At 52.9% G+C, this 20,661-nt stretch carries 22 protein-coding genes and 4 pseudogenes; 17 read left to right on the forward strand and 9 right to left on the reverse strand.

Annotated features, from left to right (window positions below):
- Positions 1–45: 45 nt before the first annotated feature.
- From QRN61_RS16610 to QRN61_RS16620, 3 genes are read left to right on the forward strand one after another with little or no spacing between them, the layout of a single operon-like run.
- Positions 46–1,359 (forward strand): integrating conjugative element protein, encoded by a 1,314-nt coding sequence (locus QRN61_RS16610; RefSeq protein WP_285374372.1) that lies wholly within the window; start codon positions 46–48, stop codon positions 1,357–1,359.
- Complete coding sequence (locus tag QRN61_RS16615; protein WP_285374237.1) at positions 1,356–1,688, forward strand: hypothetical protein; 333 nt, start codon at positions 1,356–1,358, stop codon at positions 1,686–1,688. The genes QRN61_RS16610 and QRN61_RS16615 overlap by 4 nt, the downstream gene beginning before the upstream one ends.
- 17 nt (positions 1,689–1,705) lie before the next feature.
- Positions 1,706–3,211: a conjugal transfer protein TraG N-terminal domain-containing protein gene (locus QRN61_RS16620; RefSeq protein WP_285374238.1), complete on the forward strand. Its 1,506-nt coding sequence runs from the start codon at positions 1,706–1,708 to the stop codon at positions 3,209–3,211.
- A gap of 3 nt (positions 3,212–3,214) precedes the next feature.
- Here QRN61_RS16620 and QRN61_RS16625 read toward each other — a convergent pair whose 3' ends face one another.
- Complete coding sequence (locus QRN61_RS16625) at positions 3,215–3,568, reverse strand: DUF3742 family protein (protein ID WP_285374239.1); 354 nt, start codon at positions 3,566–3,568, stop codon at positions 3,215–3,217.
- Between the two features lie 194 nt (positions 3,569–3,762).
- Here QRN61_RS16625 and mobH point away from each other — a divergent pair, with 194 nt between their 5' ends.
- Both mobH and QRN61_RS16635 read left to right on the forward strand, forming a co-directional pair.
- On the forward strand, positions 3,763–5,604 hold the full coding sequence (mobH, locus tag QRN61_RS16630) for a MobH family relaxase (RefSeq protein ID WP_285374240.1): 1,842 nt from the start codon (positions 3,763–3,765) through the stop codon (positions 5,602–5,604).
- A gap of 252 nt (positions 5,605–5,856) precedes the next feature.
- Entirely contained in the window at positions 5,857–6,096 is a 240-nt protein-coding gene (locus tag QRN61_RS16635; protein WP_150774178.1) for a hypothetical protein, read from the forward strand.
- 532 nt (positions 6,097–6,628) lie between these two features.
- On the opposite strand, the gene QRN61_RS16640 is transcribed toward QRN61_RS16635, so the two are convergent.
- Entirely contained in the window at positions 6,629–7,327 is a 699-nt protein-coding gene (locus tag QRN61_RS16640) for a hypothetical protein (RefSeq protein ID WP_285374241.1), read from the reverse strand.
- 97 nt (positions 7,328–7,424) lie between these two features.
- Between QRN61_RS16640 and QRN61_RS16645 the strand changes: the two genes are divergently transcribed.
- A complete protein-coding gene (locus tag QRN61_RS16645; RefSeq protein WP_285374242.1) occupies positions 7,425–7,943 on the forward strand; it encodes an adenine nucleotide alpha hydrolase family protein in 519 nt (172 codons plus the stop codon).
- A gap of 156 nt (positions 7,944–8,099) precedes the next feature.
- Here the strand turns inward: QRN61_RS16645 and QRN61_RS16650 are convergent, their stop codons facing one another.
- Positions 8,100–8,789: a hypothetical protein gene (locus QRN61_RS16650; protein ID WP_285374243.1), complete on the reverse strand. Its 690-nt coding sequence runs from the start codon at positions 8,787–8,789 to the stop codon at positions 8,100–8,102.
- Between the two features lie 59 nt (positions 8,790–8,848).
- Between QRN61_RS16650 and QRN61_RS16655 the strand changes: the two genes are divergently transcribed.
- From QRN61_RS16655 to QRN61_RS16680, 6 genes are all read left to right on the forward strand, one after another.
- A complete protein-coding gene (locus QRN61_RS16655) occupies positions 8,849–9,109 on the forward strand; it encodes a hypothetical protein (protein ID WP_285374244.1) in 261 nt (86 codons plus the stop codon).
- A gap of 206 nt (positions 9,110–9,315) precedes the next feature.
- A complete protein-coding gene (locus tag QRN61_RS16660; RefSeq protein ID WP_285374245.1) occupies positions 9,316–9,477 on the forward strand; it encodes a DUF4406 domain-containing protein in 162 nt (53 codons plus the stop codon).
- On the forward strand, positions 9,474–9,839 hold the full coding sequence (locus QRN61_RS16665; RefSeq protein ID WP_285374246.1) for a hypothetical protein: 366 nt from the start codon (positions 9,474–9,476) through the stop codon (positions 9,837–9,839). Before QRN61_RS16660 ends, QRN61_RS16665 begins: the two co-directional genes overlap by 4 nt.
- Positions 9,836–9,982 (forward strand): hypothetical protein, encoded by a 147-nt coding sequence (locus tag QRN61_RS16670; protein ID WP_285374247.1) that lies wholly within the window; start codon positions 9,836–9,838, stop codon positions 9,980–9,982. The genes QRN61_RS16665 and QRN61_RS16670 overlap by 4 nt, the downstream gene beginning before the upstream one ends.
- Positions 9,979–10,158 (forward strand): hypothetical protein, encoded by a 180-nt coding sequence (locus tag QRN61_RS16675; protein WP_285374248.1) that lies wholly within the window; start codon positions 9,979–9,981, stop codon positions 10,156–10,158. The genes QRN61_RS16670 and QRN61_RS16675 overlap by 4 nt, the downstream gene beginning before the upstream one ends.
- 47 nt (positions 10,159–10,205) lie before the next feature.
- Positions 10,206–10,358 carry a hypothetical protein gene (locus tag QRN61_RS16680; protein ID WP_285374249.1) on the forward strand — a complete coding sequence of 51 codons (153 nt, stop codon included), beginning with the start codon at positions 10,206–10,208 and terminating at the stop codon, positions 10,356–10,358.
- 17 nt (positions 10,359–10,375) lie between these two features.
- On the opposite strand, the pseudogene QRN61_RS16685 reads toward QRN61_RS16680, so the two are convergent.
- Positions 10,376–11,077 (reverse strand): annotated as a pseudogene (locus tag QRN61_RS16685) (TipJ family phage tail tip protein); the annotation flags it as partial.
- 183 nt (positions 11,078–11,260) lie between these two features.
- Between QRN61_RS16685 and QRN61_RS16690 the strand changes: the two are divergent.
- Complete coding sequence (locus QRN61_RS16690; protein ID WP_285374250.1) at positions 11,261–11,461, forward strand: hypothetical protein; 201 nt, start codon at positions 11,261–11,263, stop codon at positions 11,459–11,461.
- Positions 11,462–11,973: 512 nt separating this feature from the next.
- On the opposite strand, the gene QRN61_RS16695 is transcribed toward QRN61_RS16690, so the two are convergent.
- The 5 genes and pseudogenes from QRN61_RS16695 to QRN61_RS16710 form a co-directional block, all read right to left on the reverse strand.
- Positions 11,974–12,369 (reverse strand): HNH endonuclease, encoded by a 396-nt coding sequence (locus tag QRN61_RS16695; protein WP_285374251.1) that lies wholly within the window; start codon positions 12,367–12,369, stop codon positions 11,974–11,976.
- Positions 12,370–12,831: 462 nt separating this feature from the next.
- Positions 12,832–13,206 (reverse strand): hypothetical protein, encoded by a 375-nt coding sequence (locus tag QRN61_RS16700; protein ID WP_285374252.1) that lies wholly within the window; start codon positions 13,204–13,206, stop codon positions 12,832–12,834.
- A gap of 132 nt (positions 13,207–13,338) precedes the next feature.
- Positions 13,339–13,896 (reverse strand): annotated as a pseudogene (locus QRN61_RS27795) (hypothetical protein).
- Positions 13,894–14,157 (reverse strand): annotated as a pseudogene (locus QRN61_RS16705) (phage replication protein); the annotation flags it as partial. The pseudogenes QRN61_RS27795 and QRN61_RS16705, both read right to left, overlap by 3 nt.
- Positions 14,157–14,474, reverse strand: a pseudogene (locus tag QRN61_RS16710) (site-specific integrase); the annotation flags it as partial. The pseudogenes QRN61_RS16710 and QRN61_RS16705, both read right to left, overlap by 1 nt.
- Before the next feature lie 248 nt (positions 14,475–14,722).
- Between QRN61_RS16710 and QRN61_RS16715 the strand changes: the two are divergent.
- The 4 genes from QRN61_RS16715 to QRN61_RS16730 all read left to right on the forward strand — a co-directional run bounded on the left by QRN61_RS16715 (position 14,723) and on the right by QRN61_RS16730 (position 20,514).
- Entirely contained in the window at positions 14,723–16,828 is a 2,106-nt protein-coding gene (locus tag QRN61_RS16715; protein WP_285374253.1) for an ATP-dependent nuclease, read from the forward strand.
- Between the two features lie 13 nt (positions 16,829–16,841).
- Entirely contained in the window at positions 16,842–18,668 is a 1,827-nt protein-coding gene (locus QRN61_RS16720; RefSeq protein WP_285374254.1) for a UvrD-helicase domain-containing protein, read from the forward strand.
- Between the two features lie 437 nt (positions 18,669–19,105).
- Positions 19,106–19,981, forward strand: coding sequence for a nucleoside 2-deoxyribosyltransferase (locus tag QRN61_RS16725; protein ID WP_285374255.1), 876 nt, complete (start codon positions 19,106–19,108; stop codon positions 19,979–19,981).
- Positions 19,981–20,514, forward strand: coding sequence for a restriction endonuclease (locus QRN61_RS16730; RefSeq protein WP_285374256.1), 534 nt, complete (start codon positions 19,981–19,983; stop codon positions 20,512–20,514). Before QRN61_RS16725 ends, QRN61_RS16730 begins: the two co-directional genes overlap by 1 nt.
- The last annotated feature ends 147 nt before the right edge of the window (positions 20,515–20,661 follow it).

Genomic DNA, 20,661 nt, shown 5'->3' on the forward strand with positions numbered 1-20,661 from the left:
GCATTGCTCCTAGCGTTTTCCGTTTCCAGCATTTCAGCTCAGGAGATGCACACTCAAGTGAACAAAGACGGTGTCCATCACAGCGGCACAGTCATCGGCGATGACGTGCTGTACAGCATTGGAGGTGGTCGAGCTGTATCCATGGGCGGTGCTGCCAGCATGGACAGCATTAGCGTGGGCGCCGGCTGGGACACCAATCTAATCTGCGGCGACATGAGCCTCAACACAACGCTCCAGAATCAACTCAATGGAGCCACTCAAGGTTTCAAGTCGGTCATGAGCAATGTCATCCAGAACGCGACAAGTGCCGTTGCATCGCTACCGGCCCTGATCATCCAACGTGCCGATCCGGGTCTCTACAACCTCCTCACCAACGGTATCCTGCAGGCGCGTCTCGACTTCGATCGCTCCAAGTCCACCTGTAAGTCGATCGCAGATCGTATGGCCGATATTGCTGGGGGGCAGATAAGTTGGGGGCAGTTGGCTGAGGGTGTGGCGCTCTCGAAAACTGTGGGGAGTAGAGACGCCGTGGCTGCCATTGAGCAGGCAGAAACACGTCGCGGCAACCAAGGAGTTCCGTGGGTTGGTGGTCGCTCTGCGGGCGGCTCAGGACAGCCTCCAATAAAGGTTGTATCAGATGTCACTCGGTCAGGATACAACCTGCTCAATGGCCGAGACGTCGATGACCGCTCAGCCATCCCCAAAAGCAACTGCGGCAATCGCCTGACCTGCCAGACATGGTCTTCCCCTCAAGATGCAGAGGCATGGGCAACCAAAGTGCTGGGTGAAAGAGAACACCAAACATGTGACCGCTGTGCCAAGACTCAGAGCAAACCCGGCGTTGGTCTCACGCCTCTGATTCAAGAAGAATTCGATGAAAAGTTGAAGGTGCTCAACGCACTTATCAAAGGCAACAAGCCCACCACCACCGAACACCTGCTCGCAGCAAGCAGCCAGTCACTGACCGTCACTCGCGGTGTCATAGAAGCACTGCGAGACGAACCCGACCAGGATTTACTGGCTCAGCGCTTGGCATCCGAGGTGGCCCTGTCCAGCGTCCTGGAAAAAGCATTGCTGTTGCAGCGCACTCTGTTGACTGGACGAAAAGAACCTAACGTGGCGTCCAATGAATTGGCTCAGCAAGCCATTAACACCGAAAGCGACCTCCTCACCCAAGAAATCAATAGTCTTAAAACTGAACTAGAACTGCGCCGCACCCTCGCCGGCAACTCACCCATGACGCTGATCCAGCGCCAAAGCGACAGGGCTGCAGGGTCTCGCGGGGTCTATCAAGGCGACCCTGTGCGCAACCGCCTAGACCTGATCCAGCAATCGGCACCTGAGGGGCAGCAACGATGAAGCGCCTTGCAACGACGAGGACCCTATTGGCGCATTTACTTTTTTGGGGCGTTCTCCTCAGTCTGGGAGTAATCATTCTCACGCTGACGGTCCTTGAAGGCACAAGCACTATCGAGCAGTGGAATGCCTGGATGCGATCAAACCAGGCAGCTCTTCTGGTTTGGCGTCTTCCTCTTTATGCCACCACGGTGTACGGCTGGTACCGCATGCGGCTGAGCTTAATAAAACGAGGTTTCACTCCCTGCCAACAAAAACGCCTTCTGTATGCCGAGGTCGCTGCGATTGGTGTGCTGGCGATGCTTGAGCTGCTGACCTTTCGCATGAACTGACGACCAGGGACGGTGCCATGACGCTCTACACAAATGACTACCTCGAGTATTACCTCACCCTTGTCGGCTGGATCGTCAATAACGGCATCTGGGAAATGCTCGTGGCCAGCGGTGTATTCACGCTTCCTTTCCTTACGATCATTATTCAGGAATGGCTCAGGGCACGAAGTGAAGGTGCCGACGAAGGCAACAAAGGCGTGCTCTCCTCTCTGCGAATCGAGAACCGCGTGTGGGTTGCCATCGCTGTGATCATGTTCGCCGGCATCCCCTTCATAGACGTCGACCTAAATACCATCGAGTTCAACACCACTCGCTCAACACAATGCCAAATCAATGTGGCGAGCCCACAAGAAACCCGCTGGTCCAACACATTTACAATATTGAACAACCAAAGCGCGAAAGTGCCGGTGTGGTGGTTCTTTATGCACTCGCTGTCCAAAGCACTGACCGGTGGAGCGACTGCAGCCATCCCCTGTGGTACAGACCTGCGACAAATCCGTATCGACATCGATGCGGCGAGGATCGACAACCCTATCTTGGCTCAAGAAGTCGCCGACTTTAGCCAAGACTGCTACGGCCCTGCCCGGGCGAAGCTGTTCATGAGCAGACCAACGCTGAACGACGCCTTACTGAACGACATCAACTGGATTGGCTCAAGTCATCTGCTTAATACCAGCGGTTACTATGATAAGTATCATTCAAAGACGCCGCGCAGCAGTTGGCCCTACAACGCGACACGGGATGCAGGGCTGGCTCAAGTCCCTGGCGGTGGCGGCTATCCCACCTGTAAACAATGGTGGTCGGAATCCCATCAGGGACTGCGCGCACGGCTGCTGAAGCAGGTGGATCCTGGCCTGCTGTTACGGATTAACAAATGGGCGCGCTTTCTCAACATGCATCAAGCCGAAGACTCAGTGATCCGCTCCGTTGTCTCCCCTCGACAACAAAACCTGAACCAAGGCCAGGTCTACACAAGCTATGCAGGACAGATCGATATGAGCGCGTCCAACGTAACCGCACGCGTCGCATCCAACCTTGGCATGACCGTGGGCTCAATGGCCTACTTCCCAGCAATGGACGTCGTACGCCAAGCATTACCCATGGTTCTGTCATTTCTGAAAATGGCACTCACCATCTGCATACCCCTGATACTGGTCGTCGGCACCTACGACCTCAAATCCTTGGTCACCATAAGTTGCGTGCAGTTTGCCCTGTTCTTCGTCGACTTCTGGTTCCAACTCGCCCGCTGGCTCGACAGCACCATCCTTGATGCCCTCTACGGCTGGCATTCCCCACACAGCAACTTCAACATCCTCCTCGGAGCTAACAACTCCTTCGGAGACATGCTGTTGAATTATGTGATGGGTGCTCTCTTCATCATGCTTCCGACATTCTGGATAACTGCATTGACTTGGAGCGGTGTTCGCGCAGGTGGAGTGCTCCAAGGACTGGCACAAGGAACATCAGACGTAAAATCTGAAGGCGCAAGAGGCTCAAGCTATGCTTCGAGCAAACTAAAATAACTGCTATTCCATTTCGTCTGGGTCGTACGGATCGAGTCGCGTGCCCGCTCTGTCATAGAGCCCAAAACCTGATGGCCCGTCACGCCAATTTGGCGGCTCATTCTCTGTGCTTGAGTATCTGATACTTCCGATTAGCACCACAATAAAAATCACTGCAGTCCAAAATCCGATGTAAAGCAGAGAGATAACGGCAACCGTTTGCAGAAGCAAGGTACAGATTTTGGCAATTACTGAAGGTACGCCCACTCTAATTAACAGCCCGGAAAGTTTTGCCAAATTACGTAAGTACCCTTTCCAGCAGCGCCCCAGGTATTCCCCTAAGCGCGATGCCTTTGAGGTTTGATCTTTCTCAGTCACCTAATAGCTCCCTGTCCTAAGTCATTCATCCCTGAATTGCTAATTGCACTGCTGATTTTCTGCCTCCTTGAATAGCAAGCCACCCAAAAGGTAAATGGAAAAAGGGGCCAAACCAAGGGAATGGAGCCGAAGGGGAAAGGCCCTACCCAAGAAACAGAAAAGGCCTTCCTACAAACCTTTCGACAGGATCAATCATGTTTTCTTTGTTCCATCGACGGACTCGATCTGCACGAGATACACCTGCTCCAGATGAGGCAACACTGCAGGCGGGATTGACTGCGCCACAATCTGCCCAATCGCTTTTGTCCACACCCCGCAGACAAAAACTACTGGAGCAGATTTGGCAGCGCACTGCCGTCTCCCGATTTCAATTTGAAAAGCTGTATCTCGATCCCATAAACCGATATGCAGAATTGGTCCAATTGCTACCAGCATCCGAAAGCCACCACCATGCCTACCCAGGAGGCATGCTTGACCATGGTTTGGAAGTCGTCACTTACGCCTTGAAGCTTCGACAAACACATTTGCTCCCGTCAGGCGCCCAACCTGAAGTACAGATTGCACAAGCTGAAGCCTGGACCGCTGCCCTTGCCTACGCGTCCTTGAGTCATGACCTCGGAAAGATCGCAGTCGATTTACACGTCGAACATTCGAATGGTTGCGTCTGGCATCCCTGGCATGGCCCACTCAAAACTCCTTACCGCCTAAGATATCGAAAAGATCGGCAGTATCGTTTACATGGCGCGGCCTCAGGTCTGCTCATCCATCAGCTGCTCAACAAAGAAATTCTCGACTGGCTCTCGAGCTTTCCGGAGCTATGGTGCTCACTGATCTTTAATTGGGCTGGTCAAAATGAACACGCCGGCGAGCTAGGTAGTCTCGTCTCACAAGCAGACCAGGCTTCCGTAGCGCAAGCGCTTGGTGGTGATCCAGTAAAGGCTATGTCAGCCCCCAAACACGCTTTGCAACGCAAACTGCTCGAAGGTCTTCGATACCTACTCAACTCAGAACTGAAACTCAATCAGTCCCAGGCCTCGGACGGCTGGTTGACTCAAGACGCCCTATGGCTAGTCAGCAAGACCGTCTCAGACAAACTGCGCGCGCACTTGCTCTCACAGGGCGTCGAAGGCATCCCTGAGAGAAACATCGCAGTGTTTAACGTATTGCAGGAGCATGGTATCGCCCTCCCCGGCGCCGACGGCAAAGCCATTTGGAAAGCAACGGTGACAAGCGATTTGGGCTGGTCCCACAGTTTTACCTTTCTGAAGGTGTCGCCGGCATTGATATGGGAGGCTCATACGCGCCCTGCAGCGTACACAGGCACAGTCATCGCTGATGCCCCCACCCTAGCGCCTGCGACATCCAGCGCACCTGCAGTGGCAACTGATGCGGCGATAGCGAGGTCCCCTACGCGATCCAGCAGCGACTCAAGCACTTCAATCCCGTCACCTTTGACCGATACACACTACGTAGCTCCTGACTCACTTGACATGCTGATGGACCTATTCGGCGGCCCGCCGACCCTTCCTGCAGACCTCGAGGTGATCCCGATCGACGACCAAGTCCCATCACTCGATATGCCGATGAACACGGGTCAACCAGATGAACTGTCCGGCGCGCACTTCATGGAATGGCTCGGGCAAGGTGTACGCTCTCGCCGCATCATCATGAATGATACCAAGGCGTTAATTCACACCGTAGAGGATACCATCTTCATCGTCACCCCCGGGGTCTTCCAGCGCTATGGACAGGAACACCCGCAGCTCGCCCGAATTGCAAAAAAAGAAAGCCAGCACGACTGGCAATGGATTCAGAAACGCTTCGAAGAAATGAAGCTTCATCGCAAGCAACCAAACGGACATAACATTTGGACATGCGAAGTGAGCGGCGCACGCAGAACAAGGCGCCTCCACGGCTACCTGCTGAAGTCTCACGGCGGATTGATGAATGACTTGGCCCTCAACAATCCATACCTGAAGGTGGTTGAGTCAGAACAGAAAAAGAGCGCTCGTCCAACTTTAGGAAACACTCGGTAACCGGTTTATGGATTGACACCAAACGCCCGGCGACGCAATTTAGGCCCGTGTCTTGCTGACTGGTTCAGCTACATGCCAGCCGCCAGGGTCTTTTAGACGGCGCTGCGAACCTTCGCAGGATCCACCCAATGACCGCACCGCTTCCTGAAGCGCGGTCAGTCGACAACGTGTCGATGGAAGTACGATTTTCCCACCCACGACGGGCCTAACCCTGTCGTGGGATAGGCCTTTTTAGTTTTTCTGGAGGCCTTAATGAAAATGGACCTGGCTCTGTATCAGGCACTGATCGCTATCAATGTGCCTGAGCCTAAAGCCGAAGCAGTAATCCAAGCGCTGGAGTCGGACTTGCAGACATCACTTGCAACCAAATCAGACGTAGCATTACTTCGAGCAGAGCTTTCTCAGCTTGAAGTCAAGCTTACAATTCGAATGGGCGTTATGCTCTCGGCCGCTGTTGGCATACTCATAGCTGCTATGAAATTTATTCACTAATTTCACTCTGAGTTTCCGTACCTTGACCACCTGTCTTATGATAGGTGGTTTTTTATTGCTTCGTTCACAACAGATTTCTGTTTGTCCGTGTACGTCCGGTTGAATCCACAGCTAAAAGCAGTCATAGAGTTTTTACAAAGCTGGGCGATTCAGTTGGCAACTCAAGGCAGCAAGCCTCAGGGATGCAAACGCCGCTGAATGTCCGCTTCGGTGTCCTCTCTCCATGCTTCATGGTCATATGTCTTGGCTAATGCCATCAGCAGTTTCGAAGCAACAAACGGATGAGATATCTGTAGCTCCCTTCCCCAGCCCCGAGATTTTGCAGCGAGCACACGCTCTTGCTCCCCCCTTCACCCCGCCAATGCACACCACGCGAGTTATAAACTCCGGTGTGAGCACCTCGCATCATCGCCTCATATTGAATGTCCACCATCACAGCACGCACCGCTTCACAGGGCCAAACACCGTCCTTACCCTTAGATGCATGTGATAGAAGCTCGCCAAGAGTTGCGCATCCGCCAGGAGGAATGACTCAGCTTAAAAACTCAATCAGTTTGGTACCCAATGGTGTCGCTCTCCCAGCCAGCATTGAATCAACACCCATCGTTGTTCCAAGGCTGTCAGTGGTAACCAGGCCGCGTTGATAGAGATCTTTCCAAATAGGGGTGTAAAGCGTGCTCTGATTAGCCAGCTCTGGAATCGAGTACTCAATAACTTGGGTAAGCCCCCCCATATACCAATTTGCGGGAACCTCCCTCCCCTGTTTGGAGATCCATGCTCTTGGATCACGAAACAAGTGCAGCAACTTGATATGAGTCACCGTGCAAGCGTCCACGAAGCCCAGGAACAACTGACGATAATCGTCTGATGGGCAGCTCGGTAGTGCAGAGTTTTTTACAGCATTGCGTAATGCTTCAAGCTTATCTGCCTCATGATTTCGAAGAGATATTGAGCAAACTTCAGCTACGGTGCTGATGAAGGCTTCGTTCTCCCGTAAACCCTCCTCAGTGACCACTCCTTTTTCGATGAGCTCATTCATGACCTCACCGATCCGGATCATTGTTTCGGTTCGACGCTTGTTCAGCGGGGACTCCAGAACGGAATTAAATATCTCCACCAGAGGCCCGCCGACGATAGGTAATGCACTTATCCCAATGCGTGCCAAGCGGGCTACTTTTTCGCTATCGGGCTCAAGATCTGGATCCAGGCCTTTCAAATCGACTTGCTTCATTACCGCTCCCTATCCGGCCCCATGCCGGGCCGAACACAAATACCCCACTCCAACGAATCACGCCAGCCGGCGAGGCAATCGGCTGTCTGGAGCAAATATGAATCCTTACCTGATCACCGGCCCGGCCCAGATCGGAATCAGCGGTGGTCGCACCAGTGGCCATATGGTCTACAAGGTCCTCGAGGCACACGCCGGCACCCTCCCCGCTGATGTGCACCTGTTCTTCCAAAACACCAGCAAGGGACGCGAAGAAACGCTGGTTTCTATCGATCAGATCGCCAAGCGGTGGAACGTGAACATCGTCTGGATGGAGTGGTGCCGCGTGTATGGCCAGCCCGATGACGGCCCGTGGTACAAGCTGGTGGACTTCGAAACGGCCAGCCGCAACGGCGAACCATTCACCATGATGCTCGAGTATCACGCTGCGTACCGGAAGGCTGAAAAAAATCTGCCGCCTGTGCTTCCGAATTTCTCGAACAACATGTGCACCGCATACCTGAAGTTGAAGATCGGCGAAAAGCACATGCGCGCCTTAGGCTATACCGAGTGGGACTGCGTCGTCGGAACTCGCTACGACGAACCGAAACGCTACCACCGAATGATGATCTGGTGGTAAGGCACGGAAGAACGCTTCGGTCAGGTGTTCCTGCAGGATTGAGCTGACTACAAGACGATGGGATGGTGTGCCGAGCAACGTGCCCGGCAGACCGACTTTGATTTCGAATACCTAGCCGAAGATATCGACTGTTTCTGCGGTGACTAAGAACTCAACCTAAGACTGGATCTCATCTTTTTGTACGAAGCCAACACCGCCTAAGTCGATAACACAATCTGGAACAAATCTACAAATCCCGTCTACCGTATCGCGCTCCTTATAAAGAACACTGATTGCAATATCGTCTTCCGGAGAATACTGCGGCCACCTAAATTTGAAGTCAACGCTTTCGCCTCGACCTAATGCTCTGAAAGTCGCGAAATGATGTTCATTTATCCCATTACTAAGTACCAGAGTTAAGCTATATATTTGGGCCCCGTCATTAAACAACCTACACTCCACGATCCAGTAGCCATCTTCAAAATCAACATTGCCACCTTGCAGATGAAGAATTGGGCGTAGGCTTTGCCGATAACGAATAGCCTCTTCACGCCGAGCCTCACGCTCATGCTCAAGCGTTTTCAATGAGACGTCGGCTAACAGCCTCTGCTGCTCTACAGCGTTTTTCAATTCATCGCCCTGTAAATTTAGAGCCGCCGTTCCTTGTCGTAACTCTATACCCTGCTGAAAAAATCCAAGTACAAGCCAAAGAATAGCAACAGGACCGAAAGCGCCAGCGAGAAAATCGCCGACTTCATTTAGAGACATTGACTGCAATGTTTGAATACGATCCCCGATTAGCCACCAACTAAAAACACCATATAACAAAGTAAATACGATCCCTATCAGAGCAAGCGCCTTACCCATAACCCATCTCCCTAAATAATACTTTTGAGTTTACCTCAGTGAAGCATTGAGGAAGTCCCATGCCCACAGAAAACCCTATCGACTGCCCGGCTTTGCGCAAGCGCAGCAACATCTACCCGTTTGGCGAGCGAGTGCCGCGCACGGTCCGGATGCTGAAGACTGTCACCGCCGATCCCATGCCAGGCGTCGGGCTCGCTTTCATCAAGGGCGATATGCCGGTTGCCACGGCCGGCCAATCGTATCCGGTGTGGACGAACAGCCACGGCGCCGACGCGGCGGTGATGCCCGATGGCAGGTACCTTGGCCTAGTTCGAGGTTGATACCTGGCACGACCTGTCTACAGCTCCAGTAGGCTCTGGTGTCACCCTCGCTACCGCCCGCGCCAACCGCCTCTACTTGGCCGGACCGATGACTGGCTTCGAAGACTTCAATTTCCCCGCCTTCAACAAGATGGCCGCCGAGCAGCGCGCCCGAGACTATGTCGTAGAGAACCCAGCTGAGCACGGCGTCGTCGAGGTTGCGAACCATGGCCTACGACCTGACCCGCCTCGGCCTGTGCGGACAGGTCGCGGTGCTGCCCGGCTGGGAAAACTCGAAAGGCGCCCGGCTTGAGGTACACATCGCCCGCGAGCTCGGCATGACGGTTGTGAATGCCCATGATCTGGTATCGATGGAGATTGCAGGATGAGCGAAGTAAAACGGTACTCAGCAGCCCTGACGCATGCCGAAACGTCGCCGATGTACGAAGCACCGGACGGCGAATGGGTTGTGGCTATGGATTTCGACCGGGTCACCACCGAACGTGATGCCCTGCAGCAGCGCCTGAACGCAGCGGATCAGCGGATTGATGACTTCGCTGGCGGAGAATGCGAGTGGCACCGCGAAGACGACAGCGGCATCTGGAACAGTGTCTGCGGTGAGATCTGGTCATTCCATGAGGATGGACCGGAAGAAAACGGCATGCACTTCTGCCATTCCTGCGGTAAGCACTTGCTGGTTGAGTGGTTGAACAGGAACAGGAACAGGAACAGGATAACGACTGGCACATGAGCCCATGCAAGCAAGGTCACCGCGATGTCGGCGCGGCCGGCGGTGTGGCGGCGTACAACCAGTGCGACGAGAAGATCGAAGCCGCCACCACGCAAGAAGCCTTCGAGCGCTGGAACGCGAGCCATCCGGTACCACAGGCATGAAGCGCTTCGTCCGCCGCAAGCTCGAAGCCTGGCTGATCCTGCTGGCCGCGAAGATCCTGAGCGGCCGCAACGTGCAGCGATCCCCAGTTGTGTCCCGGCGCGACAACAACCAAATGTTTGAAATTGCCGGTGAGCTCGAAGAAATCGCCCAGCGCATCATCACGAAATACCCGTAACTCCCTCCCCCTTCAAAGTCAGCCGCTATAGTGGCAAGGACGAAGTCATGTCTGAAGAAAAGAAACAAACAGGGCCAGACCACTTTCGCTACGTCGACCATATTGGCCCGGAGGGCGTAACTATCGTCTGCCGGAAATACGTTGTGATCCGAGAAAGCGAGCACTGCTACTGGATCGTTCCTGAAGGCTCGGAAGGCTAGGCGCGGGCGAGGCAGACGGCTACAGCCAGACCCTGCACAACCGATGAAGTCGACGACAGCGAAGCGCTCGCCGGCGCCGGAACCACTGTGATCGGGATCACGCTGATCGGCCGTTCTTCCAGACGAGCGCCGGTGTCGATGTGCGCGAACTTGCTCGGTTCGAACTGCAGCGCGCTGATCTCGAAGTCGCCCTTGGTGGTGTGCTTGGTGCGCAGCACGCGGTACAGCGGAATTGCCAAGTCGTCAGCGTCGAGCGCCCATTGCAGTTGCGCGACTGGTGGCTCGCTATAAGCGACGGTCACCGTCACCGCGCGGCCGTTGACGCTCTGCACGGTGCGCCCTTCGGCGCGGCCGCCCGGCAGGTTGATAATCAAACGATCACCGGCTTTGGCCTGGGTATCGCGGTCGAGAGTGATCATCCGCCCCGCCACGGCCGAAATTCGGCCGCCGACTTCACGACCAGCCAGCAGCGAATCCGCGACCGGGATGATGTGACCAAGCAGCGGGATAACACCCTCCATGCCGGTCTTGAACGACACAGTCCGGTCTTGGTTGTTGCTCAAGATCGCCCACTTGCCGCGGCGCTGGGCCTCGGAGGCGCGGGTGCAGCCAATGGCACTAAGCTCGGTCGGCCGGTCGCCGTAACGGCGCTGAAGATCTAGATCCGCGAACGGAATGACGTCGGTGTCGTAGTTGTTCGCTGGGTTGTCGTAGCTGACCCGGATGTTCAAGTTCGGACAGACCTTCAGCGGCGTCGATCAGCAACACCATGCCGTCACGTTCCGCATTCAACTTGTCGATCAACTCCTGCAGCGCAGCGTGATCATCACTATCGGTGACGGGCTTGGAATTAGAGCTACTATCGAAATTCCACTAACGAAACAGCTCTAAAAGGGAAAGTAATGAGCAGCAAATACAAACTTATGAGTCTAAACCTAGCGAACCTGCACGCCGGAGACGGATGGAATTTGCTGGCGACCATCCTGCTACCAGCAGGCACCACAACAAACTTCAGCCCGAAGTCACCCGCCAATGCGGACTCAATGTCAGTAGCCGAACTTAAGGCCTACGCCCTGCGCGAGTTTGAAAAAGCCAACGATTAAGCGATTCCTAAACGCCGCTCGATCTCGGTCAAGCGGCGCTCCAACAGTTTTTTCGGCTGCTGCGTTTCCGGCCTCGCCAAATTGATTGCAAACTCATCGCAGCGATAGCAACTTCGGCAGCTGTAACGCGAGAGGCCAATGCCTCATCCGCAATCGCTCGCGCACTGGACTCGGCGTCAATCTTGGCGGTGTTCGCTTGAACCTGAGCAACCAGTGCTCGGATCTGGTGATCGGTCATTTGCTGTGCCTCATAACGAGAAAAGCCCCTGCGAATGCAGAGGCCCTGAATAGGTGCGCTCGTCTTTCCGAGCTGTCGGCCAAAGGCCTTCTCAACGTCGACGCCCCTATGCATCGATCTCGCTGTTCCAGTCTCGCGCCACCCTGAAAGCAAGTTTGAGATCAGGGTGCAGGGCTGCCGGTGTTGATTCCGTAAGTCGAACTATCTGGCTATCGACGTCCAGGCCTTCCCGAGGGCTGTCCTGGCTACAGTGTTGCTGGCTGGCATGGGAGAATCACTTTCCAGTTCTTCGGTATCTAGCACTACGAGCTTCAGGCGTATAAGAGTCTCGATAAGCAGCCGCATTAGCTGCCTTGCAGCTGTCGCAGCGACAGCCTGTCGTATATTTTGATCTCGTACCGCACATGGCTTTTTTTGTCTGACGCCTTGCGCCAACATTGCAGCCGATATGGCTGAATGCGACATTATCGAGATCAAAGAACAGCGTCACGGGGTCGTCACTGTCCAGCCATGGGACTTTGTGCTCAATGGAGAAGTCTTTGCGACTCATTTCAAGACCGCAGTGGTGACACCTGTGCTTCAACTCGGAAAGCAGCTTGAAAAGTACATCTTTCACCAACCGATTACTGGCTGTTCCCGGATCCATTCCGAGCTGAGTTTTCTTTTTCAAAAGTAAAATCCCTGAATGTGAACTGGGATTCTAAAATGCCATCACAGGAACTTCTACCACCGTGCTATATGCCAATGTAATGCCGCTACGCGACCCCCGGGTCCGTTCGCTTATAAGGCGACTGCTCTACCACTGGAGCTATGACGGCGAATTTCGGGCAATAAAAACCCGGCATGGTGGCCGGGCTAAAGAGACAATAACGCAACTCGGGATTTTGTTACCTCACAACGCCGAGATCCACTAAAGCCCTCCGCCGACTCTCTATCAGAGCATCAGCCTCGGACTCAGTGAGCTCTTCAGCGATGACCACAATGCCGTGAAAAACTGTCCAACATTTGGCCCCGCGCGAGTGCTTGTTTCGTTCTTTTCTCAAGGTATCCATCTCAACTCCAAGGCTATATTTGCTGAGGAAATCTACCATTAGTACGAAAACCCGGCGCAGTGGCCGTGTTGAAAGACAGCTTACGAATCTAGCTGGTGCAAGAGTCGCAGCACTGCGGCGCCATTGATGTCGGCTTGAGCACCTTCGAAAAAATTCACGCCGCCACGCCTCGAAAGCGCCTCCAGAAGCTGATCTCCGAGCTGTGTTCGCTCCCTGGCGCCCAAAATCGCAGCTGGCCCAGAGCGAACTCCGGCAGGACGAATAAACCCTTCGTCTTGGAGCTGCTCGGAAAACAGATCAGCCAAATCTGAAAATTCATGGATGGGGTGCTTGGTATCGAGATTCTGCGCGATCAAGTCCCTGAAGTAGGCACCAGCGATAAGCCCAGGCATAAACGATTGATTTTCACCTGTTGCTCCTGCCAACAGCCTTCTCACGTATTCCCACATTTCCATACGAATTTCTCCTTGAACGCTGCATACGAAAAAGCCCAGCTAGTTGCCGGGCTTTCATGATCACTCCTAAACGCGCAAGAATGATAGGATGGAATTAATTTGGCTCATCCGCTCACTGTCGTCAACAGGCAATCACGCAGCTTGTTCAATCAGCAGACCTTCCGCCTCCAGAATGTCGGAGGCATGTGCCAGCGCCTCGTCGGACCAAGACGTCAGCAGCCTTTCCGATATCCTGTCGCCACCGGCGTCGAGTCGATTCCGGCGTCCCGTCGTTGTCCCAGGTGTTCATGTCGTAGAAGCTGTCCTTCAGCACGATCATGTCGGCCGATCGGGAATCGTCTCTCTTCGCCTTGGCCTGGCCTGCCGCCAGAGCCGCCCTCACCACTGCATCGCGACGCCACTCCGGTGCATTGAGCGGGATCTCGAAGGATACGGACGTGACCACCTTCGGCCGCGCATCCTTCAACTGCGGGATAGCCCAGGCGGTGGTCGCCTTGAACAGGAACAGCTTCGGGGCCGGGGTGTTGATGAGAGCGCACTGTGCAGCCGCGCAGACACCCAGCAGTCCACCTGCGTGCGATCGATGGTATCGGCGCCAGGGGAACGGACCAGTATTGCCAGATCGCCGCCCTCCTCTTCGTCGGCAGAGTTGTACAGCTTCTGCCATGCCTGTTTGCTGGTGTTGTCGATGGCCTCAGCCGCGAGGGCGGAGAAGCGGCCGACCAGTTGGCCAAGTTGGCCACCGACCTTGGCGTTCCACACGGGCCAAGTGCTGTAGCGCTTGCAGTAGGCCATGGTGTAGTTCGCCCAGACCTTGAAGGTTTTGCAGGACTGGTCTTTCGGGCCCGGCATGTCAGCGGGAATCTCAACACGTGGCGTAACGGTGCGATCAACCACCAGCACCACGTTGCGGGCTGGCTTGTCCGGACTGCCCTGCAAGTCCTGATGGGTATCCAGGCCGCGATAGCAAACCGTGTTTGCACGGTGATTTCGAACTGCACTGGCCTCAGCGTTTTCTGCTGCATCACCATGGCGCGTGGTGATACATACTCGCCATGGGCGACGTCGCGCGCACGAAGCTTGGTTAAGTCGCAGGCCCGAAGCTTGCTGTCGATGGCCAGATCGAAGAGCGCAAGATCACGGGTTCGTTCTACAATTTGAAGCCTTACCCGGATGGCCCAGATATCTCTCAGTCTGAGTGGAGCTTTCTGCCCGACCAGTTTTCCTTTGTTCCAAGGCTGGCGGCTGCAGGTAGCGAAGATGTTCATGACGAGTCCTCCACGTATCGAAGGACAAGGATGACTGACCAGAGAAAGGGCCGCTAACCGGCCAGAAGCAGTCGTTCCAGAGCGACCTCTTTCGCAGCGTTTTACCCTCGTTGAGCTCAGCCAACTGCCGCCCCAAATATCTAAAGCTAAAAAAAACAAGCCTTCAACAGATAGGCTAGGATTTCAAACGGAGCGAGGGGTACCAGTTTTTCTGCTTGCTCTCTTCATGTGTCAGGGAGAAAGATTTTATGAGAGTAAGCGGTGTTGCAATTCGAAATTTCCGTCGACTGGAAAATGTCCAGATTGAAATTGAAGAGAGGGAGTCCATTTTTGTTGGCCCCAACAATAGCGGCAAAACTTCTGCCACTGCAGTTTTTCGCTGTTTCCTCGGCGGACGCGATTTCAAAATCCACGACTTCTCGGTCGCCCGAATGGCTGATTTAGACGCATTTGTCAAAACTGGAGATGTGGCGCAGCTCCCCAAAATCAGTCTTGACCTGTGGTTCTCCATCGACCCCGAAAGCATCGCATTCGGTAGAGTTTTCACATTGCTGCCGAAACTTTCGGATTTTACACGAGTAGGAATTCGACTGTCATATGAGGTTTCTGAAGCAAAGAAATTACTCGAGCATTACGACGCCGCCTATCCATTAGAAGAAGATGGAACACGCTCCAAGGCGTTGTCGCAATATCTGGCGCTCGACGGAAATCTTGGCCGACATTTTGCGGTTTGCTACTCGTCACTCGAAGAGAAAATTCAGGACGAAACTTTGCCTGAGATCTTGTCGAGTTACCTTGATCCCGACGAAGGCAAACGACTTCTGAAACATCTCATACGAGTAGAGTTTGTAGACGCGCAGCGCAACATTAACGATGACGACAGTAGCCGCAGTAACAGGCTCTCGTCGGCCTTCGCCGCCTTCTACCGAAAAAATCTAGAGCAGGTGGGCCCAGCGGCCGATGCTCACAGTGTGATCGATGAGAACAACAAGCAGCTAACCGATCACTATGCAAAGCAGTTTGCCCCACTGATCAACCTCATCAAGCACCTTGGCGTACCATCGATTAATGATCGGGAATTACAGATTGTCTCCTCGCTTAGCCCTGAAAGTGCTCTGCGCGGGAACACCGAGTTGCTTTACATTGACCCCAACCGTAAGCATGAACTGCCGGAGCTCTATAACGGACTTGGTTTCAAGAACCTAATTTACATGGCTATTCAGGCTCGGCATTTCCATTCTCAATGGGTGATGACCACCGAAAACAGGCCTCTATGCCTGATGATCTTTATTGAGGAGCCTGAAGTTCACCTTCACGCACAGGTGCAGCAGACTTTTATCTCCAACATCTGGCAGGTAATCAATCAATCTGCTGAGGCAGCTGGCGAGCCTAATCTTGTGCCGCAACTAGTTGTAACCACACACTCCTCTCATATCATGGAAGCCGTGGATTTCGAGAAAGTTCGCTATTTTCAGCGATGCCATACCGAGGATGAGACGGTCGCGACGGGGATTCGCAATGCGTCCATGGTTAGAAGCCTTCGGGCCTTCCAGCCAGAGGTGGAGACGATTGATGGTAAATTGGTTTCACCGTCAGAATCGCTGGCCTTCCTCAAACGCTATCTACGCTTAACACACTGCGACTTATTTTTCGCTGATGCTGCCATCCTTGTGGAAGGTGCCGTTGAAAAATTGCTAATGCCGTCCATGATCGAGCGCGCCGCTGGGCGATTGCGTACTGTATATTTAACAATATTGGAGGTGGGAGGAGCCTATGCTCACCGTTTCGAGGGCCTACTCAGCTTCCTTCATATCCCCTACCTTGTTATAACTGACCTCGACTCCGTGGCCCCCACCGGCTATCCCAGTGCCTGTCGGGCGGACGTTGTGGGTGCTAGAACCTCCAACGCGTCTCTAAAAAAACTTTGCGGACAGACTACCATCGCCGATCTGATCGCATTGACCTTCGCTGAGAAACAGCACATCGACAAAGATCGTTGCATTGCCTTCCAAACAGATATTTTTGTCGCGGATGGCGCCGCCAACGAAACATTGCGCCCACGAACTTTGGAGGAAGCAATCGTCTATGAGAATTTTGGACTGGTTCGGTCCGGCGCTTTATCCATCGGCATCCCCATCCCCGAGTTTCTCAACGACGCTTACCAGGTTGTCTACGACAGAGTTCGGTCGGATAATTTTAAAAAGACTGACTTTGCCATGGACATTTTGGCTTGCACCGAGGAATGGATCGTCCCTGGATACATTGCCGAGGGATTAAGTTGGCTTGAGTCGCGCCTATCGCCCCCGCTAGCCGCGGTGACGGAAATAGAAGTCGTTGCCGCGGCGGAGGTATAAAATGGGGGGATGGGTGGAAAGCGAAGCGGATACACTAGTCCGTAAATGCATAGATAGCCGTCGCAGCTTCGCGATGATAGCCGGAGCGGGTGCGGGTAAGACTAGTTCGTTGGGTGATGCTCTTAATCGGGTTCGGGATAATGAAGGACGTTCCCTTAGAAAAAATGGTCAACGCATTGCCTGTATTACCTTTACCAAGCGTGCCGTTGAGGTCATAAAGAAAAGGTTAGGGTTCGACGAGCTTTACCTAGTTTCAACTCTTCATGGGTTTCTGTGGGGCCAGATCAGCCGTTTCCATGAAGATATTCGCCAAGCGCTATACGTAAGTCGTATCCCAACTCTTATAGAAAAGGCCATGGCAGATGATAATGGGGGTAACAGCAAAAAGGCATTAAAGGCCCGTGCAAAAATCGATCTACTGACAGAACAGCGCGCCCTTCTCGAATCAATTGAACGTTTTGACTATGCCGACACAAGCTTCAGTAATTACGGCAAGGGACAGATCGGACACGACGACGTCATAGAGATTGCAACCTACTTGCTTGCAAATAATAAAACTCTTAGACGGATCATCGGCCTACGGTTCCCATTTATCTTCGTCGACGAAGCGCAAGACACATTTGAAGGAATTGTCTCAGGACTCAATCTCGTGTGTGCGGGCGCTGAACTTCCTGTGGTCGGCTATTTCGGCGACCCCTGGCAGCAGATTTATGACCGGAGCGCCGGCAATTTTGCGCCACCTGCCAATGGTGAGGTCATCAAGAAAGCTGAGAACTTCCGCAGTTCCAAGAGCGTTATCCGTCTTCTAAATGCCTATCGTGGGGATGTTGAGCAGTATGCCGCCGGCGAAAATGCGGCATGTGAAGGCAGCGTCGAATTCTTACTGATCAAAGCAGAAGATCCAACGGAACCGCGCAGGCGTTATTCAGAGGAACAGATTGAGCGGGCGCTGGCACGTATGGATGCTGCAGTCGAAGGCTGGGGCTGGACAGGGCGCGACGATGTCATGAAGCTCTTCCTAGCACGTCAAATGATCGCACGGCGGCTTGGCTTCGCTGACCTCAACCGACTCTTTACAGGCGACTATGCGTCGTCTCGTGCCCAAGATGCGTTTGAGGAAGGTGCGCATTTCCTTCTTAAACCATTTATTTCGACAATTTACCCTCTTATCACTGCTCATAAACAAGGTGACGAACGAGAGATTATCAATCTGCTTCGTCGCGATAGCCCGGCTTTCGCGATCGATGGATTAAACGCGGAAAAATCACTGAAGTTGATGATTGAAACTTCGAAGGCTTTGGTTGGCCAACTGCAGACTCTATGGAGCACCGAAACGATAGGAGCGATCCTTCGTTTTTGTATCGAAAAGCAGATCATCCAGCCTTCCGAAAGGCTAAGCGAGCATCTTGATCGTGCCCCTCGGGTTGAGCCGTTTGATGAGGATATTCACAGCCTAGACAAAGGTGACTGGCTCGCAGACTCTCTATTCAGAATGACGCCTGAGATGGTCGCCCGTTACGCCGATTATCTCAACAACAATACCGCCTATAGTACCCAGCATGGCGTAAAGGGCGAGGAGTATCCAAAGGTGTTGGTCGTCTATGACGATGTCGAGGCCGCATGGAACCAATACAGCTTTAGTAAGACCTTAACGCCACTTACTGCCGGAGAGCCCTCTGACCGGCAACGCGCCGTAACTCAGAAGCTTGCGTATGTCTCGTTCTCCCGTGCGAAGGAGGATCTGCGTGTCGTACTGTTCACCGCTGACCCGGAAGGAGCACGAGCAGAACTCATAGGACGCAAGCTATTAGTGCCTGATCAAATCCGAATAGTGGATTAAATGTTGAGCCTGCCTTTTGATTCAGCGAATGGCATTAAGCCTAAGCGGGGGGAAAGGCACTTATCTGTGTATGTTGAAAAAGGCCCTGACACCAAGCCCACTTCGGAAATCAATAAACGGTTTACGCTGTTGACATAGGCGCCTCGACTGCCCCTCAAGAGGTGGTTGCTCTCGATCGTCGCTGACATATTGAATATAAGCGAATGAATTTTAACGTCTGCTCTTTGCCGAAAACGGTCACTCATAAGCGACTGCTTTCGGCCGATGCTGTGTAAAAACTTTTTGAGCGCGCCTGGCGTTTAAAACCGGACAGTCAATAACGCGTAGTCGGTCGTGGTAGGAGACAAAAGCCTCTTGTTTTTGTACTTTCTTAAGGATATGGTTTGTGATAGGCGGCGCCAGCGCTGAGCCATATTCAATATACCTACGGTAATGTCATGTCTGATATCTCGAAATCAAGTTCTAAGCGATGCTATATCTCCGCTCCATTCGGGCTTGATCTTGATGCTCTTCCAATGCTGCTTGCAGAGCGAGATGTATTTTGGGAGTGGGCCAAGGACGAGTCTTATGAGGGCAGAGATGCTATTGATAGAATTACGGCAGCCGACTTTGTGGTGGTTATTTTAAACGGTACTAATGCTGATTATCGGGGTGCATTTGAAACCGGAGTGGCAGCCGGACTTGGAAAACCAGTTTTTCTTATCCAGAGCAAAGCTCGCACAATTCCAATTGATTACAGTCGATTCACAATTGTTAAGTCCAGCCTATCCAATAGTGAAGCTCTAAAATTTCATTTGGACCTATTCTTGGCATCGCCACCCGCGCCATCAGTGAGCACTGGCACCAAACGCTTGAAGAACGACACTTCTTCTCGTCTGGCCAAGGTACGTCAGCCAGTACGCCCTTTCGATTCTCTTGCAGAAAAGAGAGTATTTGATGCTGTGATCGCAGCGGGTGGAAGTGCGATTTCCCAACCTAAGCCAACTCCAGGTGCGAAATTTCGCCCTGATTTACTCGCGTGGCTTGGGAATTTAGACCCTGAACTGCTGGATCCGGTGGTGATTGAAGTTAAGGGGGATGTGAGTTTTGAAAATGCTCTCAAACTTAATCAGCGACTATGGGACTTTATACAGTCAGCACGCCTAAAGCTAGCCTTGGTTGTTACTAGTTCTATCCCACCTCAATCCGAACAGCAACTTTCACCAAATGTACTTTGGCTAACCATTCAAGATTTTGAGCATCTAGTTAGTTCTAGGCAGCTCGGCGAATATATAAGAAAAACTCGAAATCGTATCGTACATGGTGTGCGATAATGGCTTTAATCGATCATGTATATATTGCTGATAAGCTTGTGGCTGGCGACGCGGGAAATACTGCGGAGAAGGGTGCAGCTTTAGAAGAGGTTGTCGCAAAAACGCTATGTCAACTAGAAGGAGTTGGGGTAATAAAGAGGAACATTCTCGACAATGCTGGCTCGCTTGAGATCGATATACTTTTATACAATCATCGTCTGCGAGATGGTTTGCCTTTTCTTCCAACTCATTTAATCATTGAGTGTAAAAACTGGCAAGCGCCTGTAAACTCTGCAACGCTAACTGTCTTTACAGGTAAGCTTAGAAAATTCCGTGTAGACTTTGGTATTTTGGTCGCTGCAAATGGAATAACCGGCGATGCGCAAGATCGCACAGCAGCTCATGCCCATCTTCGAAGTGTGTATGACCGCGATGGTTTAGCAGTAATAGTAATCACTCGCGCAGAAATTGAGGCTTTACGTGATACTGAAGACTTAGGTCTGTTGATGCGCGAGAAATATGGTGACTGTATCATGGGGGCAGACCAATTCTAGGTCATAGTCAGGTTAGCGGAACTCGATGAGGGACCCCTTAACCCATCACTTTTATGGCCTACGGTTTCGTAGACTGCGAATGACCCTTATTGGCCGGAAGAAGCACCGGCCTCGGCCCATTCGCTTTGGGCCCTGGAACATATCCGA

The sequence above is a fragment of the Pseudomonas sp. lyk4-TYG-107 genome (genome assembly GCF_030209055.1).
GTDB classification, from domain to species: domain Bacteria; phylum Pseudomonadota; class Gammaproteobacteria; order Pseudomonadales; family Pseudomonadaceae; genus Aquipseudomonas; species Aquipseudomonas putida_A.

Bases quoted from the DNA above. Each gene is read 5' to 3' on its own strand.
- QRN61_RS16700 (WP_285374252.1), bottom strand. From the start codon at position 13,206: ATGGAAATGTGGGAATACGTGAGAAGGCTGTTGGCAGGAGCAACAGGT.
- QRN61_RS16725 (WP_285374255.1), top strand. From the start codon at position 19,106: ATGTCTGATATCTCGAAATCAAGTTCTAAGCGATGCTATATCTCCGCT.
- QRN61_RS16655 (WP_285374244.1), top strand. From the start codon at position 8,849: ATGCCCACAGAAAACCCTATCGACTGCCCGGCTTTGCGCAAGCGCAGC.
- QRN61_RS16660 (WP_285374245.1), top strand. From the start codon at position 9,316: ATGGCCTACGACCTGACCCGCCTCGGCCTGTGCGGACAGGTCGCGGTG.
- QRN61_RS16690 (WP_285374250.1), top strand. From the start codon at position 11,261: ATGAGCAGCAAATACAAACTTATGAGTCTAAACCTAGCGAACCTGCAC.
- QRN61_RS16675 (WP_285374248.1), top strand. From the start codon at position 9,979: ATGAAGCGCTTCGTCCGCCGCAAGCTCGAAGCCTGGCTGATCCTGCTG.
- QRN61_RS16615 (WP_285374237.1), top strand. From the start codon at position 1,356: ATGAAGCGCCTTGCAACGACGAGGACCCTATTGGCGCATTTACTTTTT.
- QRN61_RS16665 (WP_285374246.1), top strand. From the start codon at position 9,474: ATGAGCGAAGTAAAACGGTACTCAGCAGCCCTGACGCATGCCGAAACG.
- mobH (WP_285374240.1), top strand. From the start codon at position 3,763: ATGTTTTCTTTGTTCCATCGACGGACTCGATCTGCACGAGATACACCT.
- QRN61_RS16680 (WP_285374249.1), top strand. From the start codon at position 10,206: ATGTCTGAAGAAAAGAAACAAACAGGGCCAGACCACTTTCGCTACGTC.
- QRN61_RS16620 (WP_285374238.1), top strand. From the start codon at position 1,706: ATGACGCTCTACACAAATGACTACCTCGAGTATTACCTCACCCTTGTC.
- QRN61_RS16715 (WP_285374253.1), top strand. From the start codon at position 14,723: ATGAGAGTAAGCGGTGTTGCAATTCGAAATTTCCGTCGACTGGAAAAT.
- QRN61_RS16635 (WP_150774178.1), top strand. From the start codon at position 5,857: ATGAAAATGGACCTGGCTCTGTATCAGGCACTGATCGCTATCAATGTG.
- QRN61_RS16610 (WP_285374372.1), top strand. From the start codon at position 46: ATGCACACTCAAGTGAACAAAGACGGTGTCCATCACAGCGGCACAGTC.
- QRN61_RS16650 (WP_285374243.1), bottom strand. From the start codon at position 8,789: ATGGGTAAGGCGCTTGCTCTGATAGGGATCGTATTTACTTTGTTATAT.
- QRN61_RS16670 (WP_285374247.1), top strand. From the start codon at position 9,836: ATGAGCCCATGCAAGCAAGGTCACCGCGATGTCGGCGCGGCCGGCGGT.
- QRN61_RS16730 (WP_285374256.1), top strand. From the start codon at position 19,981: ATGGCTTTAATCGATCATGTATATATTGCTGATAAGCTTGTGGCTGGC.
- QRN61_RS16645 (WP_285374242.1), top strand. From the start codon at position 7,425: ATGAATCCTTACCTGATCACCGGCCCGGCCCAGATCGGAATCAGCGGT.
- QRN61_RS16640 (WP_285374241.1), bottom strand. From the start codon at position 7,327: ATGAAGCAAGTCGATTTGAAAGGCCTGGATCCAGATCTTGAGCCCGAT.